Annotated in this window: 16 protein-coding genes; 11 read left to right on the top strand and 5 right to left on the bottom strand. The window is 29.8% G+C overall.

Annotated elements, in window-relative coordinates; translation table 11 throughout:
- Complete coding sequence (gene tupB, locus ELQ06_RS01125) at window positions 1-687, bottom strand: tungstate ABC transporter permease TupB (RefSeq protein ID WP_002935655.1); 687 nt, start codon at window positions 685-687, stop codon at window positions 1-3.
- A gap of 78 nt (window positions 688-765) precedes the next feature.
- On the opposite strand from tupB, the gene tupA reads away from it, so the two are divergent.
- The 4 genes from tupA (at window position 766) to ELQ06_RS01105 (ending at window position 4,180) form a co-directional block, all read left to right on the top strand.
- On the top strand, window positions 766-1,575 hold the full coding sequence (tupA, locus tag ELQ06_RS01120) for a tungstate ABC transporter substrate-binding protein TupA (protein WP_002851335.1): 810 nt from the start codon (window positions 766-768) through the stop codon (window positions 1,573-1,575).
- Window positions 1,576-1,716: 141 nt separating this feature from the next.
- Entirely contained in the window at window positions 1,717-2,484 is a 768-nt protein-coding gene (locus ELQ06_RS01115) for a LamB/YcsF family protein (protein WP_044260293.1), read from the top strand.
- A 9-nt stretch (window positions 2,485-2,493) separates the two neighbouring features.
- On the top strand, window positions 2,494-3,234 hold the full coding sequence (pxpB, locus tag ELQ06_RS01110) for a 5-oxoprolinase subunit PxpB (RefSeq protein ID WP_002851148.1): 741 nt from the start codon (window positions 2,494-2,496) through the stop codon (window positions 3,232-3,234).
- Window positions 3,215-4,180, top strand: coding sequence for a biotin-dependent carboxyltransferase family protein (locus tag ELQ06_RS01105; protein ID WP_134237460.1), 966 nt, complete (start codon window positions 3,215-3,217; stop codon window positions 4,178-4,180). Before pxpB ends, ELQ06_RS01105 begins: the two co-directional genes overlap by 20 nt.
- Here ELQ06_RS01105 and ELQ06_RS01100 read toward each other — a convergent pair.
- The 3 genes from ELQ06_RS01100 to ELQ06_RS01090 form a co-directional block, all read right to left on the bottom strand.
- The gene (locus tag ELQ06_RS01100; RefSeq protein WP_134237459.1) at window positions 4,177-5,073 is read right to left on the bottom strand and encodes a DMT family transporter; all 897 of its coding nucleotides are present in this window, start codon (window positions 5,071-5,073) and stop codon (window positions 4,177-4,179) included. The two genes, ELQ06_RS01105 and ELQ06_RS01100, sit on opposite strands and share 4 nt — an antisense overlap.
- Before the next feature lie 133 nt (window positions 5,074-5,206).
- The gene (locus tag ELQ06_RS01095; RefSeq protein WP_002806425.1) at window positions 5,207-5,788 is read right to left on the bottom strand and encodes an NAD(P)H-dependent oxidoreductase; all 582 of its coding nucleotides are present in this window, start codon (window positions 5,786-5,788) and stop codon (window positions 5,207-5,209) included.
- 16 nt (window positions 5,789-5,804) lie between these two features.
- Window positions 5,805-6,995: an MFS transporter gene (locus ELQ06_RS01090; RefSeq protein ID WP_131235404.1), complete on the bottom strand. Its 1,191-nt coding sequence runs from the start codon at window positions 6,993-6,995 to the stop codon at window positions 5,805-5,807.
- A 123-nt stretch (window positions 6,996-7,118) separates the two neighbouring features.
- Here ELQ06_RS01090 and ELQ06_RS01085 point away from each other — a divergent pair, with 123 nt between their 5' ends.
- On the top strand, window positions 7,119-7,571 hold the full coding sequence (locus tag ELQ06_RS01085) for a lipocalin family protein (RefSeq protein WP_002778497.1): 453 nt from the start codon (window positions 7,119-7,121) through the stop codon (window positions 7,569-7,571).
- Here the strand turns inward: ELQ06_RS01085 and ELQ06_RS01080 are convergent, their stop codons facing one another.
- Window positions 7,572-8,648, bottom strand: a complete 1,077-nt coding sequence (locus ELQ06_RS01080) for an NAD(P)-dependent alcohol dehydrogenase (protein ID WP_134237458.1) — start codon at window positions 8,646-8,648, stop codon at window positions 7,572-7,574. It abuts the gene before it with no gap.
- Window positions 8,649-8,778: 130 nt separating this feature from the next.
- Here ELQ06_RS01080 and ELQ06_RS01075 point away from each other — a divergent pair, with 130 nt between their 5' ends.
- The 6 genes from ELQ06_RS01075 to ELQ06_RS01050 all read left to right on the top strand — a co-directional run bounded on the left by ELQ06_RS01075 (window position 8,779) and on the right by ELQ06_RS01050 (window position 17,399).
- Window positions 8,779-11,088 carry a type I restriction endonuclease subunit R gene (locus ELQ06_RS01075; RefSeq protein ID WP_052782206.1) on the top strand — a complete coding sequence of 770 codons (2,310 nt, stop codon included), beginning with the start codon at window positions 8,779-8,781 and terminating at the stop codon, window positions 11,086-11,088.
- Complete coding sequence (locus ELQ06_RS01070; protein ID WP_052782207.1) at window positions 11,078-12,019, top strand: DUF1837 domain-containing protein; 942 nt, start codon at window positions 11,078-11,080, stop codon at window positions 12,017-12,019. The genes ELQ06_RS01075 and ELQ06_RS01070 overlap by 11 nt, the downstream gene beginning before the upstream one ends.
- Window positions 12,012-14,111 carry a DEAD/DEAH box helicase gene (locus ELQ06_RS01065; protein ID WP_052782208.1) on the top strand — a complete coding sequence of 700 codons (2,100 nt, stop codon included), beginning with the start codon at window positions 12,012-12,014 and terminating at the stop codon, window positions 14,109-14,111. The genes ELQ06_RS01070 and ELQ06_RS01065 overlap by 8 nt, the downstream gene beginning before the upstream one ends.
- Window positions 14,112-14,115: 4 nt before the next feature.
- Window positions 14,116-14,724 (top strand): restriction endonuclease subunit S, encoded by a 609-nt coding sequence (locus tag ELQ06_RS01060; RefSeq protein WP_052782209.1) that lies wholly within the window; start codon window positions 14,116-14,118, stop codon window positions 14,722-14,724.
- Between the two features lie 119 nt (window positions 14,725-14,843).
- Window positions 14,844-15,914, top strand: coding sequence for a Fic family protein (locus ELQ06_RS01055; protein ID WP_002892944.1), 1,071 nt, complete (start codon window positions 14,844-14,846; stop codon window positions 15,912-15,914).
- Window positions 15,915-17,399, top strand: a complete 1,485-nt coding sequence (locus ELQ06_RS01050; RefSeq protein WP_052797960.1) for a class I SAM-dependent DNA methyltransferase — start codon at window positions 15,915-15,917, stop codon at window positions 17,397-17,399. It begins immediately after the preceding gene.
- The last annotated feature ends 4 nt before the right edge of the window (window positions 17,400-17,403 follow it).

Genomic DNA, 17,403 nt, shown 5'->3' with positions numbered 1-17,403 from the left:
TTATGTTCTTTTGAGTTTGTGCGTGATGAAATTTAAACAAAAGGCAATGAGAATTAAAACCAAAGCCAAAGCTATACCGCTAGCAAATTCGCCTTTGTTTGTTTCAAGAGAAATAGCTGTGGTTATGGTTCTAGTGTCGTATTTGATATTTCCACCTACTATCATCGCTACTCCTACTTCTGCTACAATGCGTCCATAAGCTAGTGCAATGACGCTAATCAAAGCAAAGCGTAATTCATAAATCATCGTTAAAACAAGTTTTAAAGGACTTAGGTGAAAAGATTTTATAAGTAAAAAATGTTTTTTATTCATATTTTCTATCAAATTTGAAAAAAGTGCGATCACTATAGGAAGCGCTAAGATAAACTGCCCTAAAATTAAAGCCTTTATAGTAAAAAGCAGTCCAAATTCTCCCAAAGGTCCTCGACTTGAAATCAGTGCATAAAGTATAAGTCCTACTGCAACTGTTGGAAAAGAAAGGCTAGTATCTATGATAAGTTTTATAAAGCATTTGAATTTAAAATCAAAAAAACCTAAGATAAATCCCAAAGGAAAACCTATAAGCAAAGCTAAAACTATAGAAATACTTGAGCTTAAAAGTGTAGTTTTTATAGCTGAAATTACGCTTTCATCAGCATTGAAAAGTAAAAATAAAGCCTGTTTAAAACCATCAAAAATATAATCCAAAAATATCCTTTTTAAAATAAGTAATTTTAGCATAATTATGCTAAAATATTTTTTTATGTAAATTTATAAGGAAAAAAAATGAAAAAAATCATTTCTTTAGCCCTTGCTTTAGCTTTAAGTGCAAGTGCAGCAGAACTTAAAATGGCAACTACAACAAGCACTGACAATACAGGACTTTTAGATGCTCTAAAACCTCTTTATGAAAAAGAAAGTGGCAATACCTTAAAATGGGTTGCCGTAGGAACAGGTGCGGCTTTAAAAATGGGTGAAGATTGCAATGCTGATGTGCTTTTTGTGCATTCTCCAAAGGCTGAAAAAGAATTTATGAAAAAAGGCTTTGGTGTAGATAGAACTCCTGTGATGTATAATGATTTTATCATCATCGCAGATAAATCTTTAGCTTCTAAATTTAAAGGTAAAAATTTAAAAGAAAGCTTAGAACTTATCAAAAATGAAAAACTCACTTTTATATCAAGAGGTGATAAATCAGGCACTGATAATAAAGAAAAAAGTCTTTGGAAAAATCTTGGAGGTGTGCCTGAAAAACAAAGCTGGTATCAACAAAGCGGACAAGGTATGCTAGCAAGCATTAAAATCGCTGAAGAAAAAAAAGGTGTGATTTTAACCGATCGTGGCACTTATATCAAATACGAAGCCAATGAAAAAGGCAAGCCAAACTTAGTAATCGTAAATGAAGGCGATGATAGTCTTAAAAATTTTTATTCTGTTATAGCGACAAATCCTAAGCATTGTAAAAATGTAAATTATACAGAAGCTAGTAAATTTATCAAATGGGTAACAAGTGATAAGACTTTAAATTTCATTGCTGATTTTAAACTTCTTAATAAACCTTTATTTGTAATTGATGCAAAAACAAGAAAAGACTAAAAATTAAGCAGGTTTTAACCTGCTTAAAATATCATTTTTTACTTATTGTAACTTTTTTATTTATTTTTCAAAACTTTTAGTTTATTTAAAATTCTTCTTTAGATATAATAAAATCAATAATTAAATATACAAGGTCAAATAATGTTCAAAGTGGATTTAAATAGTGATTTGGGGGAAAGTTTTGGCGCCTATAAAATAGGAATGGATGAAGAAATTTTAAAATTTGTAAGTTCAGTAAATGTCGCTTGTGGCTTTCATGCGGGTGATCCTTGTGTGATGGATGAAACCTTAAATTTAGCCAAGCAAAATGGTGTTTGCATAGGAGCACATCCATCTTATCCTGATCTTTTGGGTTTTGGAAGACGCAATATGCAAATAAGCTTTGAAGAGGCTAAAAACTATGCCTTGTATCAACTAGGAGCTTTATTTGGCTTTGCTAAGGCAAAAAGTATGAAAATACAACATTTTAAAGCCCATGGTGCACTTTATAATATGGCAGCTATTGATGAAAATTTAGCCTTAGCACTTTGTGAGGCAGTGGCGAGTTTTGATGAAAATATTATTTTTCTAGGGCTTAGTAATTCTGCTATGAATGAAGCAGCTAAGAAAAAGGGCTTAAGATATGCTAATGAAGTTTTTGCAGATCGTGCTTATAATGATGATGGCACTTTAGTTTCAAGAAAATTAGAAGGGGCGTTAATACACGATGAAAATTTAGCCATCAAACGCGTGATAAAAATGATAAAAGAAAGCAAAGTTACAAGTATAAATGGCAAAGAAATTGATTTAAAAGCCGATAGTATTTGTGTTCATGGGGATAATGCAAAAGCTTTAGAATTTGTTAAAAAAATCAAAGAAAATTTAAAAAAAGAGCAAATTCAAATTTGTGCTTTGGAAAATTTTATATAAGTTTTAGCAATGTTTAGTGTGCATTTTAGTGGAAGTAAAGCTTTGCTTTTGCGTTTTGAGCAAGAAATTTCACCTCAAATCAATGCCTATGTTTTAAGCACAGAACAAAGGATACAAAAAGCCCTAAAAGAAGGTGAAATTTATGGGATTGATGAGTTGGTAAGTGCTTATGCAAGCTTGCTTATATATTTTAATCCTTGCGTGCTTTCTTTAAATTCCTTGCTTGATTTTTTGGAAAAAATTAAAAAGGATATTAAACTTGCAGAACAAAACTCAAGTCTTTGTATAGAAGTTCCACTTTGTTATGATGAAGAATTTGGGCTGGATTTAGAATTTGTGTGCAAACACAATCAAATTTCAAAAGAAGAGCTTATATCTCTTCACACTAAACCTTATTATCTTGTTTTTATGCTAGGTTTTATGGCAGGTTTTCCTTATCTTGGAGGTTTAGATGAAAGACTTTTTACCCCACGCCTTTCAAGCCCTAGAGCAAAAATAGAAGCTGGAAGTGTAGGCATAGCTGATAAGCAAACAGGAGTTTATCCTATATCAAGCCCAGGGGGTTGGCAAATCATTGCTAGAACACCTTTGGAATTTTTTGATAAAGAAGATGAAAAAAATCCCACTCTTTTAAAAGCGGGTATGTTTTTAAAATTTAAAGCCATTTCAAAAGATGAATTTTTCGATATCCAAGAGCAAGTTGCTAAAAAAGTCTATCAAAAGGAAATTTATGAGTATAAAAATCATTGAAGCGTCTATAAATTCAAGTTTGCAAGACTTTGGTAGAAAAAAATTTGCTAAATTTGGCATAGCAAGAAGTGGAGCTATGGATGAAGATGCTTTAAGAATGGCAAATATCTTGCTTGGAAACAAACAAGATGAAGCAGGAATTGAGCTTTGTTTAAAGGGTGGAAAATACGAATTTTTAGATGAGAATTATTTTGTTTTAAGTGGAGCTGAATTTGAGGCAAAGCTTGATAATCAAAAAATCAAAACTTGCAAAGTATATCAAGCAAATAAAGGCGATATTTTAGAACTTGATTTAGCAAAAATAGGTTTTCGTGGGTATTTATGCGTAGCGGGTGGCTTTAAAGTAAAAAGTTTTTTAAACTCTAAATCCAGTGATGCTAAAATGGGAGTTGGAATTTTTGAAGGAAGAGCTTTGCAAAAAGATGATATTTTAAATACTCATAATACTTTTATACCTTTTAATTTAGAAGCTAGAGAATGTGAAAACCCTCTTTTTAAAAGCCCTAAAGAGCCTATTATACGCGTTATTTTAGGAACAAATGAAGATGCTTTTACCCAAAAAGGCATAGAAACCTTTTTAAATACTACTTATAAAGTAGGTTTAAAAAGCGATAGAATGGCAATTTATGCAGAATCTAGTGAAAGTATAGAGCATAAAAACTCAGCAGATATCATCTCAGATCCTGCGGTTTTTGGAAGTATACAAGTGCCAAAAAGTGGTATTCCTATTATTTTAATGGCAGGAAGACAAAGCACAGGAGGCTATACAAAAATAGCCACGGTTATAGAAAATGATCTAAGCTTACTCGCACAAGTTAAATTAGGTTCTAGCTTTAAATTTCAAAGCATTAGCATGCAAGAAGCCTTAGAACTTTATAAACAAAGAGAAATGAAATTTAAAGCTATGGATCAAAAAATCAATCTTGATTTTGAAAATTTAATCTAAGCTTTTTTACCATAAATATTGATAAAATATATAGCACCTATAGCCAAGGCACAACCTAACAAGGTAAGTGCATTTGGCACCTCGTCTAGTATAAAATAACTGCAAATTAAAGCACTAGCAGGAGTGATTAAAACAAAAGAATTTGCTTTTACGCTTCCTAAAATGTGAATTCCATAATAATATATACTCGTACCTACCACCGTAGATAAAAAAGCCACCACAAAAAGATTGATCCAAAATTTAAAATCAAATTGAAAGATCTCATAACTTTTAAGATCAAACAACACCCATGAAAACATCAATAACGACATAAGGTTGATATAAAAATTAATCGCCAAAGGATGAGTCCCTTTTGCTTTATGAGTAAAAACAGCCATCAAAGCCCATATAAAAGCACAGCTTAAAAACAAAGCATTAAACTTACCCAAAAGCTCTTCCATAGAGCCTAAATTTAGCAAACAAAGCCCTGAAATCAAACCCAAAAATAAGCCTAGAATTTCACTCTTTGTGATCTTGTGAGTTGATTTTTTATCTTTTTGAAAGAATATCGCTATCACAAATATCAAATAAGAAAATATAGGGATCATAGTGGTTACTAAAACCCCTCCTTTACCTGCTAAACCATGCTTTATAGCAATAAAAAATACAAAGGCATAAAGTCCATTTAAAACTCCTGCTATCAAGACCCATTTTAAAGCATTTTTTTCAAGTCTAAGAGGAATTTTTAAAAAGCTTAAAACAAAAAATGAACCCAATACAACAAAGAAAAAACGCCAGAAGGTAATAATAGAAGTATCTGTATAGTTCGCCAAAATCTTAGATGTCGGCCATGAAGAACCCCATAAAAACATAGCAATAACAAGCAAGATAAATAAATATTTTGAACGATCCATTTATACTACCTTTGAAATAAATAAGAATGTTTTTATGATATCAAAATGCTAGGTTAAATAATAACCCAGCATGAATTAATGTTTATTTAAAATCATCTATGAAATGGTGCAAATTTTACATTTGCTATTTAGCTTAGCTAAACACTTTTTGCAAATGCGCTTTATAATCCTCGATGTATTTTTCTACTTGTGGATTTTTCATCACATCATTGCAAATAAAAGTCGGCAAAGGCTTCATACCTAAAAACTGATTTGCTTTGTGTAAATGCAAATACACTCCATCCACGCCCACGCCTTCAAAAAACTGCTCTTTATCATTAAAAGCTTCAAGCGGTGCATTCCAAGTAAGGCTAAACATATATTTTTTATTATTTACAAGTCCGCCACTGCCATATTTTTTACTTGCATCTTCTCTACTTCTACCATCATTTGCATAAAATTTTCCATGTCCTGCGGTAAAAACCTCATCAATGTATTTTTTCACTATCCAAGGCTCACCCATCCACCATCCTGGCATTTGATAGATGATCGCATCGGCATTAAGTATCTTTGCAACTTCATTTTCTATATCATAACCCTTATCGATATGCGTTTCATCGACCTTTAATCCTAAATTTAAAAGGCTTTCTTTTGCTACTTCATGCAAAGTATCATTGAGCTTGCCGCCTGAATGTCCGAAACTTTTTGCTCCATTTAATAAAAGTATATTTTTCATCTTTTCTCCTTTATAATTAAATTTTTAATTTTTTATCTTCTAATCTCATTCTAACCAATACCAAAATAAGCCCTAAGCCCACCATGATGATAGAACTTATCGCAATGTATTTAGTTTCTTTTATAGAAATGACTAAGCCACAAAGAGTAGCACCTACGCTGATAGAAATATTTGAAACACTTATAAAAAGCCCATTGGTAAAATCTTTTGCCCTAGGGAAAGGAAAAGTGATGATATAATGCATTGCATTATTCATAGCTCCATTTACAATTCCCAAAATCAAACTTAATGTAAGCATGATTGCAAATTGCGCTGCATTTACAAAAATCAAAGCATATATCAAAATCATTGCTATAGAAGCAAATATAAGCGTTTGATTTGAGTGATTGACTAAAGTTTTTCCTGCGATATTATTACCAATAATACTTGCAAAACCATAAATAAAAAGTGCTAAACTGATATTTGTAAAGCTCATTTTACTCACGCTAAATAAAAATTCAGAATAATAAGAATAAAATCCTGAATATCCAGTCGAAATACAAAAAACAGCAAGCATAGAAATCCACAAAAGCGCATATCTTAGACTTAAAAGCTGTTTTCCTACCTTTATCCTACTTGTCTTTTTAAATTCAGGCATAAAAAACAAAGTGATAAAAAACGCTAAAGAATTGATCACCACATAAAAAGCCATCGCCATTTCAAAGCTAAAATTCCCACCAAAATAACTACTAAGGGGCACACCAAGAACCAAACCTGCGCTAATAGCCATAAAAATCTTTGCGACTATATGGGGTACTTTACTTTTATCATCTGCTAAATTTGCGGCTGTGCTAAAAGCAAGTGCAAGATAAATAGGATGAAAAAAAGCAGGGATAGCTCTTAAGATCAAATGAAGCCAAAAATCATTTACAAACATGCTTGCCAAAGAGCTAAGAGAAAAAATAGCCAAGCAAAATAACATAAGCTTTTTAGGATTAAAATTCGCACAAAGCATAGGTGCTATAGGCGCACAGCACATTACAATAAGTGCAAATATACTCACACTCCACCCCGCATCACTAACACTCACGCCAAATTTCTCCGATATAAGCGGTATGATCCCCATCACCCCAAGCTCCATACTGATAAGCCCAAACACACCTAGACAAAGCGTGATTAAGATCTTGATTTGATAAGTATTGTTTATAGTTATACTTGATTGTTGCATTAAAAAAACCTTTTTCGAAAAATTAAACTCGCAATTTTAATTTATGCAAGTTATAATGTCAATACATAAAGTGATGATTTAATCAGATATAAAGAATATTTCAAAAAACAAAAGGAGGATATCATGATAGAACTTATAGGAGATGTTAATTTAGAAAAATATATGGGAACTTGGCTTGAAATGGCTAGAAAACCTGCATTTTTTCAAAAATCTTGCGTTCAGTCTAAAGCTGAATATCAACTAGAATACGAAGGCTCTACCCCTGTTGTAAATATAAAAAATATCTGTGTTAAAAAAGATGGAGAGGTTTCGCAAGTACAAGGCAAAGCCAAAGTAAAATCCCCAAGAGCTTTATCGGTGAAATTTAGCATTTTTATGAATTTATTTAATAAAACAAATTATGAAATTCTCTTTATAGACACAAACTATGAAGTCGCTGTCGTTGGAAGTCCTGATAAAGAGTATCTTTGGATTTTATCTAGAAAAATCATCGATAAAAAAGAGATAGATAAACTTTTAGATATCGCTAAGCAAAAAGGTTTTGACATTAGCGATATAGTTTTTGATAAGTATTAATTACTCATCTCTCATATCGATCACATAGCGGAATTTTGCTTTTCCTGAAGTGAGATTTTCATAAGCTTTGTCGATATCTTTTGAAGTGATGAGTTCGGTTTCAGGGTAAATTTTATGCTTTAAAGAAAAATCAAGCATTTCTTGAGTTTCTGCGATTCCGCCGATTAGTGAACCATAGACTTTTTTACCCGCTTTATGCACAAAGGTTATCACGCTGATACTTGGAGCAACTTCGTGAGGTGGCAAACCCACTATCGCCATTTCACCGCCAAATTTAAGCAAATCCATATAAGCACTAGGATCATAAGGAGTTGGGATGGTAGAAATGATAAGATCAAAGCGTTCTTTTACAGCATTTTTATCTGTGCTTGTATAAAAAGAACTCACGCCCATAGCCAAAGCATCGGCTTTTTTGTTTTCATTTCTAGCAAAAACACTTACTTTTGCACCCATTTTCACAGCATATTTAACCGCCATCATACCAAGTCCGCCAAATCCCGCTACCGCTACGCTTGAGCCAGCTTTAATGTTTGAAAATTTAAGCGGAGAATAAGTGGTAATTCCTGCACAAAGCAAAGGCGCAACTTTTTCCATCGGTGCATCTTTTGGCACACAAACAGCAAATTTTTCACTTACGACTATGTTGTTTGAGTAGCCTCCATAGGTGTTTTCATTATCATGAAAAATATCGCAGCTATTGTAAGTAAAGATGGTTTTGCCATTTTCGCAAAACTGCTCTTGTGAGCGTTTGCAAGCATCGCACTCACCGCATGAATTTACCATACAACCAACCCCTGCGTAATCTCCTACTTTAAATTTACTCACATTTTTACCCACAGCGATAACTTCTCCTGCTATCTCATGCCCAGGCACGCAAGGATAAGTAGCTTCTCCCCACTCGCTTCTTGCGGTGTGAATATCGCTATGACAAATGCCTGCATATAGGATTTTAATCAAAATATCATTATCGCCAATAGCATGGCGGCTAAATTCAAAGGGTGTAAATTTCGCATCCTTGCTAAGCATTGCATAGCCTTTACTTGCGATGCGATTGTTTTCTAAAATTTTGTATTGCATTTTTGCTCCTTTTTTGATTTTTTTATAATTATAAAACATTAGAGTAGCTATAAGTCAAGAGTGAAAATAATTTTTTAAAAATTAGTATAAATGCTATAATTATAAAATTTAATTTCACTTTGGGGTAAAAATGCAAAATTTGTATTCAGAAGATGATACTAGAGTAAAATTTATAGATGCAAAGCTTTATGATAGTTCTTGGAATGAAAAAAATATAAAAAGAAATTATTATTTTACAGATGGTAGAAAGCTTTTAGGTGGTAAAAGAGCACAAAGAAAATTTGCAGATTATTTGCTTAGATATGAAGGAAACAACCTTGCTATAATAGAAGCTAAAAAATTTAGTAAAGATCCTTTAGATGGTTTATCTCAAGGCATAGAATATGCAAAAATTTTAAATGTGCCTTTTGTATATAGTAGCAATGGAGAAAAAATTTATGAATACAATATAAGAAATCATAGTGGTAAATATATAGATAAATTCCCAAGTCCTAAAGAGCTTTTTGATAGGATTTATGGCAATGTCAAAGAATGGCAATACAAGCTTTTAACCCAAAATGTTATGTATATACCGCAAAAAGAATTAAGATATTATCAAAAAATAGCAATAGATAAAGTCATAGAAGCCATTATAAATAACAAAAATAGAATTTTACTCACTCTTGCTACAGGCACAGGAAAAACAACCATAGCTTTTAATTTGTGCTATCGTTTGTTAGAGGCAAGATGGAATAAAGAAAACAAAGATCAAAAGCCTAAAATACTATTTTTATGTGATAGAGTGAGCTTAAGAGATCAAGCCTTAGGAGAATTTAATCCTATAGAAAGTGATTGTAAGGCAATTAGTGCTGAAGAAATAAAGAAAAATGATGGAAAAATCATAACAAATGCAAATATTTTCTTTGGAATTTATCAAAGCTTAGCCGCAAATTCAAAAGAACAAGAAAACACCCAAGAAGAACAAGAGAGCAAATTTTATCTTCAATACCCAAAAGATTTTTTTGATCTTATCATCATAGATGAGTGCCACAGAGGTGGAGCAAACGAAGAAGGAAGCTGGAGAGCTGTACTTGAGTATTTTTCTTATGCGACTCAGCTTGGTTTAACCGCTACTCCAAAAAAAGAAGAAAATATAGACACTTATGAGTATTTTGGTGAGAGTGTTTATGATTATAGTCTTAAAAGTGGTATTGAAGATGGATTTTTAACCCCTTATAAAGTCAAACTCATAAAAACAACTTTGAGTGATGGTTATACCTATAATCCTGATGATTTGATACAAGGTGAGCTTGAAAAAGGCTTTTATAAACAAAGTGAATTTGAAAGAAATATCTTTTTACCAAACTATAATGACTTTATCGCTAAGAAAATTTTAGAGCTTATAAATCCTATGGATAAAACCATAATTTTTTGTGCAAATCAAGCTCATGCAAATGAAGTAAAAAGGGCTATAGATAAATATAAAAGCGTTAAAAGAGATGATTATTGTGTAAGAGTTACGAGTGATGAAGGTAAAATAGGGCTTGATTATCTAAAATTGTTTCAAGATAATGACAAAAGCTATCCTGTCATACTTACTAGCTCTAAAATGCTTACAACTGGAGTTGATGCAAAAAATGTGCGAAATATAGTATTGCTAGCAAATATAGGTTCTATGGTGGAATTTAAGCAAATCATCGGGCGTGGCACTAGGGTTTATGAAGGTAAAGACTTTTTTACTATACTTGATTTTGTCGGTGCGACTAAACTTTTTTATGATCCAAAATGGGATGGTGAAAAAATAGAAGAATTAAAAGAGCAAGATGAAAAAGAAAAAATCACTAAAGAGCATATAAAACAAACAAAAGAAGAAAGCAAAGAAAAAAAGAGCGTAACCATACACTTAAAAGGCACAAAACTTAAGGTTTTAGATATCACAACTACTTATGTAGGAGCACAAGGTAAGCCACTTAGCACTAAAGAATTTTTAGAATTTTTGATAGGAAAGCTTGGTGAGTATTATGATGATGAAGCAAAATTGCGTGAAATTTGGAGTGATCAAAAAAATAGAGAAAGATTTTTAAAAGCCCTTGCAAATGATGGAGTAGATGAAGATGCTTTAAAAGATCTAAGAGAAATTTTTCAAAAAGATTGTGATATATACGATGTTTTAGCGCATTTAAGCTTTAATGCCGAGATAAAAACAAGGCAAGAGCGTGTTTTACAAGTAGAAAATGGTGAGTTTTTAAAACGCTTTCAAAAAGAAAAGGCTATAAAATTTATAGAATTTTTACTAAATAGATATCAAGAATACGGCATAAAAGATTTTGATGATGGCTTAAAACCGCTTATAGAACTTAGTTCTTTGGGTAATGTAAGAGAATTGGCCGATGAATTTGGTGGCTTAGAAATTCTAAAACAAAGCTTTGATGATTTACAAAGGGAGATTTATGCGAGGTAAAGAGATAGAAAATACAACAATAATAAATACCTATGTAAAAAATAAAAATGATGTTACTTTTGAGATTTGTCTTGATTCTGTAATGGATGATTCGTGCAGTAGATTTTTATTATCTTTAATTAATGATTATGAGGAAGGTAAGTGGAGATTTGAGAAATTTAATGATTATATAATGGATACATTAGCTGAGACTGCTTTATCAAAAAAAGAGAGAGAAGCTTTAGGAGAAAAGTCATATTCCCTAGTAAAACAATCTATTAAAAATTTAAATAAAAAAGAAGGGGAAATAGGAGAAATTTTTCTTTATGGTATTATGAAGAAATACTATAACGCTTTACCTATTGTGCCTAAGATTTTTTATAAACAAAATACCAATGATTATGCAAAAGGCGCAGATAGTGTTCATCTAACTATAGAAAATCAAGAATGCCATTTATGGCTAGGTGAATCTAAAATTTATACAAATATAAGAGGCGCAATTGATGAGGCTATTGAATCTATTCAAGAACTTTTACAAAAAAATAAATTAAATAAAGAAAAGTCTATTATTACCAATTTAAATGATTTAGAGTTATATATGAAAGATAAAAAAGATGAAATTTCTGAAGAAAATATTAACAAGATTAAAAAGATTTTAAAACAAGAAGCTTCTATAGATGAATTAAAAAAAATTTTACATATTCCTATATCAATTATTTATCAGTGCTGTATAACTAATCAGTACGATGAATTATCAGAAGAATATAAACAAAAAATAGCAAATTTTCACAAAGACCAAGCAGAAATAATAATTAAAAAAATTGCTGAAAAATTAGGTAGTATACACAACATACATGAAATAAAATTTCATATTATCTTATTTCCTGTACCTGAAAAAAATAAAATAGAAAATGACTTCATTAAAAATTTAGGAGTCTTTTCAAATGACTAGTGAGCAAATTTTTGATAAATGTGTAGAAATATATGAGATTTTAAATGATAACAACAAAGAAACAGAGGCTAAGAGAGAGCTTTTTTACTTGCTTGATGAAATTCAAGATAAAGCTTTATATCCACCTATACTAAATCATCTCATCAGGCAATTTGGCTTATATCCTTATATGAATCAATCCACTTCAATTTTAGAAGATAGATTCTTACTAGAATGTTTTAAAACAAATATAGGAGAAGATGAACCAAAGGTTTTACATAGGGAGCAATCAAGGGTTTTAAAAAGACTTTTAAGCAATGATAGTCTTATTTTATCTGCTCCAACAAGCTTTGGCAAAAGTTTTATTATTGATGCTTTAATAGCTATAAAAAAACCAAAAAACATACTAATCATTGTACCTACCATTTCTTTATTGGATGAGACAAGAAGAAGACTTACAAGGAAATTTTACGACTATAAAATAATTACAACTACACAACAAACCAAACTTGAAAATAATAATATCTTTATTTTTTCTCCAGAAAGAGCAGTTGAATATTTTTCATTTATTCGCAAAGAAAATATAAAGCTTGATTTTTTTATTGTTGATGAGTTTTATAAGATATCAAAGGAATACGAAAATGAAAGATTTGCCCCATTGCAAAATGCTATTTTGAAATACACAAATATCTCCAGTCAAAGATATTATGTTTGCCCTAATATAGATAAGATAAATAATAAAAATAGTATTCTTTGTGAAGGAATGGAATTTGAATGCCTGAACTTTAATACTGTTTTTATTAATATTAATAAATGCTACAAGGAGCAAAATTTTAAAAAAGAACAAAAAATTATAGATATAATAAAAAGAGACGAAAAAACTCTAGTTTATACTAAAAGTCAAAATAGTATAAAGAATGTTTATGCTATTTTGTCAAAAAATGATGTTGTAGAAAATTCAAATATTTTATTAGAAAATTTTTCAAAATGGCTATCAAAATATTATGGAAAGCATTACCTTAATAATGCATTAAAAATTGGTATAGGGATACATCATGGAAAGCTTCATAGATGCCTATCACAATTACAAGTAAAACTATTTGATGAGAAGGATTTGTTAAAAACTATCATTTCCACCTCTTCTTTAATAGAGGGAATTAATATTCCAGCAAAAAATCTTATTTTATGGGATAATAAAAATGGGTCAAAAATTATAAATCATTTAACTTATAAAAATATTATAGGCAGAAGTGGAAGGATGTTTAAATATTTTATAGGTGAAGTATATTTATTTGAATCTCCAAACGAAGATAATAATCAAGAAAAAATATTAGATGTAGAAATCAAATCAGAATCCTTGTCTATTAATGATGAAATAAACAATGAAATTCCGAATAATATACAAGTAGAAGTTGAAAATAATCAATTAGAAATAATAAAATTAATAGGAAAAGATAAATTTAATTTGCTTAAAAAAGAAGCTTCACTGAAAAATGATTTAGAAGTTATTATAAAAATAATTCAAATACTACAAAGTGAAGATTTTAATAGTGAAATTTTTACATATTTATTTAATGATGAACCGGATAAATGGTATATATTGTCTAAAATTGCAACTATAAGAGAGTTTCATTGTAGAAATATTAATGATATTAATAATGTTGAGTTGGTAAAAAAAATATCACGAAATTGGATTAAACCATTGCCAGAACTTATTAAAGATATGCAAATTGATTTAGATGATTTTTTTAAATTTGAAAACCATGTGGCTTTTAAAGTTGCATCGTTATTTTCTGATATTAACATTTTGCAAAAGATACTTTATCCTGAAAAGTGGATAGATATTTCAAGTTTTGTTACAAAACTTTCAAATGCTTTTTTGCCATCTGTGGTATATACTCTTGAAGAATTTGGACTACCTAGAATCATTTCTAAAAAACTCCATGAATGCAAATTTATAAATTTTGAAAATAAAGAATTAACACTAGAGCAAGTACTAGATAAATTTAAAGAATATACAGCTGGTGATATAATTAATATATTAAAAGAAAATAATCTTTACGATGATTTTGAAGATTATATATTAAATTATTTTTATGATGGTTTAGGATAATAAAATGACAAATTTACCGCGGGGTTGGGAAGTTAAAAAGCTTGGTGATATTGTTAAATTAAAAAATGGTTTTGCATTTAAAAGCAATTTATTTTGTGATATAGGAATTCCTATTATAAGAATTAAAAATATACAAAATGAAAATATTGTTTTAGATGATTTAGTTTTTTGTAATCCTAATGATTATAAAAATAATTTAGACAATTATTTGATACAAAAGAATGATATATTAATAGCTATGAGTGGTGCTACTACTGGTAAAATAGGATTATATAATTTAAATAATAAAGCTTATCTAAATCAAAGAGTTGGTTTATTAAGAATTAATAATGATATTTTAAGGAAGTATATTTTTTGGTTTTTATATTGCAATAGTGAGCAAAATCTTACGAACGCTCTTGGTGCAGCTCAGCCGAATTTAAGTACAGAGCAAATACATAATATTCAAATCCCCCTACCGAAAGATATAAAAGAGCAAGAAAGAATAGTAGGAATTTTAGATGAGCTTTCTTCTCATGTAAAAAATTTAAAGCAAAACTATCAAGCACAGATAAAAGACTTGCAAGAGCTTAAAAATTCATTACTAGATAAAGCTTTTAAAGGAAATTTATAATGTTAAAAAATTTGCCAAATTTTAACACATTGGCTTAATATGTTAAAAATTTTTGATTTTTTTAACATATTTTTTTATAATGTTAAAATTTTTAGAAAAAATTAACATATTGGAAAATTATGAAAGAATTTATACCTCAAAAATTGCCTTTAAATATAGAATTAAATGCAAATATTTATAGTCTTATCATTAAAGCTTCTAGAAAATTAGCAGAGTTAAATGGACTTAGTAAAAGCATACCAAATCCAAGTATTTTAATTAATGCTTTGATTTTGCAAGAAGCAAAAGATTCGAGCGAGATAGAAAATATCATCACAACACATGATGAACTTTTTTTATCACGAGTTGATGAAAACAAACTCACAAGAGCAGCAAAAGAAGTGAAAGATTATGAAAGTGCTTTGAAAAAAGGATATGAGTTATTAAAAAAAGAGCAGTTATTAAGAAATGCACATATTTTAGAAATTCAAAAAAGATTAGAAAGAAATAATGCAGGTTTTAGAAAACAAAGTGGAACTATGCTTAAAAATCCTATTACAGGAGAAATCAAACACATACCACCCCAAAATCCTAATGATATACAAGAACTTATGGGAAATTTAGAACTATACATTAACGATGATAGTTTAGATGAATTTGATTTTTTAGTAAAGATGGCAATTATACATTATCAATTTGAAAGCATTCATCCTTTTTATGATGGCAATGGCAGAACGGGTAGGATTATAAATATACTTTATTTAGTATATAAAGGACTTTTGGATTTTCCTATTTTATATCTTAGTGCTTACATAGTAAAAAATAAAGATGAGTATTATAAGCTTTTGCAAAAAGTGCGTGATGAAGGGGATATTTTAAAGTGGATAGAATACATACTTAAAGGCATAGAGCAAACCGCTGCAAAAACTATTGAAACTATTATTAAGATAGAAAAAATGATGTCTAATGTAGGTGAAATTTTACAAAATAAAACGAATTTTTATAGTAAAGATTTTGTGGAGCTTTTGTTTTCTCATCCTTATACAAAGATAGATTTTTTAATAAAAAAATTAGACATTTCAAGACAAAGTGCTTCAAAATATCTTAAAATTTGTGAAAATTTAGGAATATTAGAGTGTATTAAAATGGGTAGAAGTAATTATTATATAAATATAGAACTTTTAAGACTTTTTAGAAAAGGAATTTTTTAAATGCAAAATAAAATCGATAAAATCACAGATATTCTAAGAAGAGATGATGGCATAAGTGGTGCTATGCACTATACAGAGCAGATTGGCTGGATACTTTTTTTAAAATTTTTAGATGATTATGAGACAAATTTAAAAGATTTAGCGTTTTTAGATGGCAAAGATTATAAAAGCATTTTGCAAGAAAAATTTAGCTGGAGTGTTTGGGCAGCGCCTAAAAAAGATGGCAAACTTGATGTAAAAAATGCTTTAAGTGGATCGGATTTGCTTGAATTCGTAAATAAAGAGCTTTTTCCTTATCTTAAAAATTTTAAAAATAATGATGATTTTAAAAGTATAGAGTATAAAATCGGTGGAATTTTTGAATTTATAGACAATCGCATAGCAAATGGACATACTTTAAGAGAAGTGATAAATATCATTGATGAGATTAGTTTTAATAAAGAAGATGAAGTATTTGCCTTAGGTGAAGTTTATGAAAAACTTCTAAAAGATATGGGTAGCGATGGTGGAAATAGTGGAGAATTTTACACCCCTCGTCCTTTGATAAAGACTATGGTGGAAGTAATAGATCCTAAACCAAAAGAAAGAATTTATGATCCTTCTTGTGGTAGTTGTGGATTTTTAGTTGAGAGTTTTTTACATATTTTATATAAAGACAGAACCAAAGGCAAAAAAGCAAATTTAAGCGTAGAAGAGCTTGAATTTTTAAAAAATGATGCTCTTTTTGGTAAAGAAAAAACTCCGCTTAGCTATGCAATGGGCGTTATGAATATGATACTTCATGAAATTTCAAGTCCAAATATCATAAAAACAAATACTTTAAGTAAAAAAATTACAGATATAACAGAAAAAGATAAATACGAAGTAATACTTGCAAATCCACCTTTTGGTGGCAAAGAAAAAGAACAAATTCAAGAAAATTTTCCTATAAAATCAAATGCTACTGAACTTTTATTTTTACAGCACATTTTAAAATCTTTAAAAAACAACGGAAGATGTGCGATCATTGTGCCTGAAGGTGTGCTTTTTCAAAATTCAAATGCCTTTGTGAGTGTAAAAAAAGATTTACTAGATGATTTTAATTTAGAATGCGTTTTGAGTTTGCCAAGTGGGGTATTTTTGCCTTATAGTGCTGTTAAGACTAATGTGCTTTTTTTCTCAAAAGGAAAAAGAAGTATTTGTGGTGAAGATGATAAGGTGTATTATTATGAGCTTATACCACCTTTTAAACTCACCAAAAACAAGCCTTTAGAATACGCACATTTTGAGGAATTTTTAAAAATCTATAAGGAAAGAAAAATCACTCCTCATTCTTATCTAGTTAGCATAAAAGAACTTGAAGAAAGAAACTATGATATAAGTGCTAAAAATCCAAATTCCAAAGAAGAAAAAACCTTGCGTGAAGTAGAAGAAATCCTAAGCACTTTAAAGGCAAATCAAGAAAAAGCCAATGAGCTTTTGCAAAAAATACAAAATATTATCTAAACTA

The organism is Campylobacter sp. CH246 (assembly GCF_004378835.1).
Taxonomy (GTDB): Bacteria; Campylobacterota; Campylobacteria; order Campylobacterales; family Campylobacteraceae; genus Campylobacter_D; species Campylobacter_D jejuni.
This window is presented reverse-complemented; position numbering and strand designations above follow the sequence as displayed.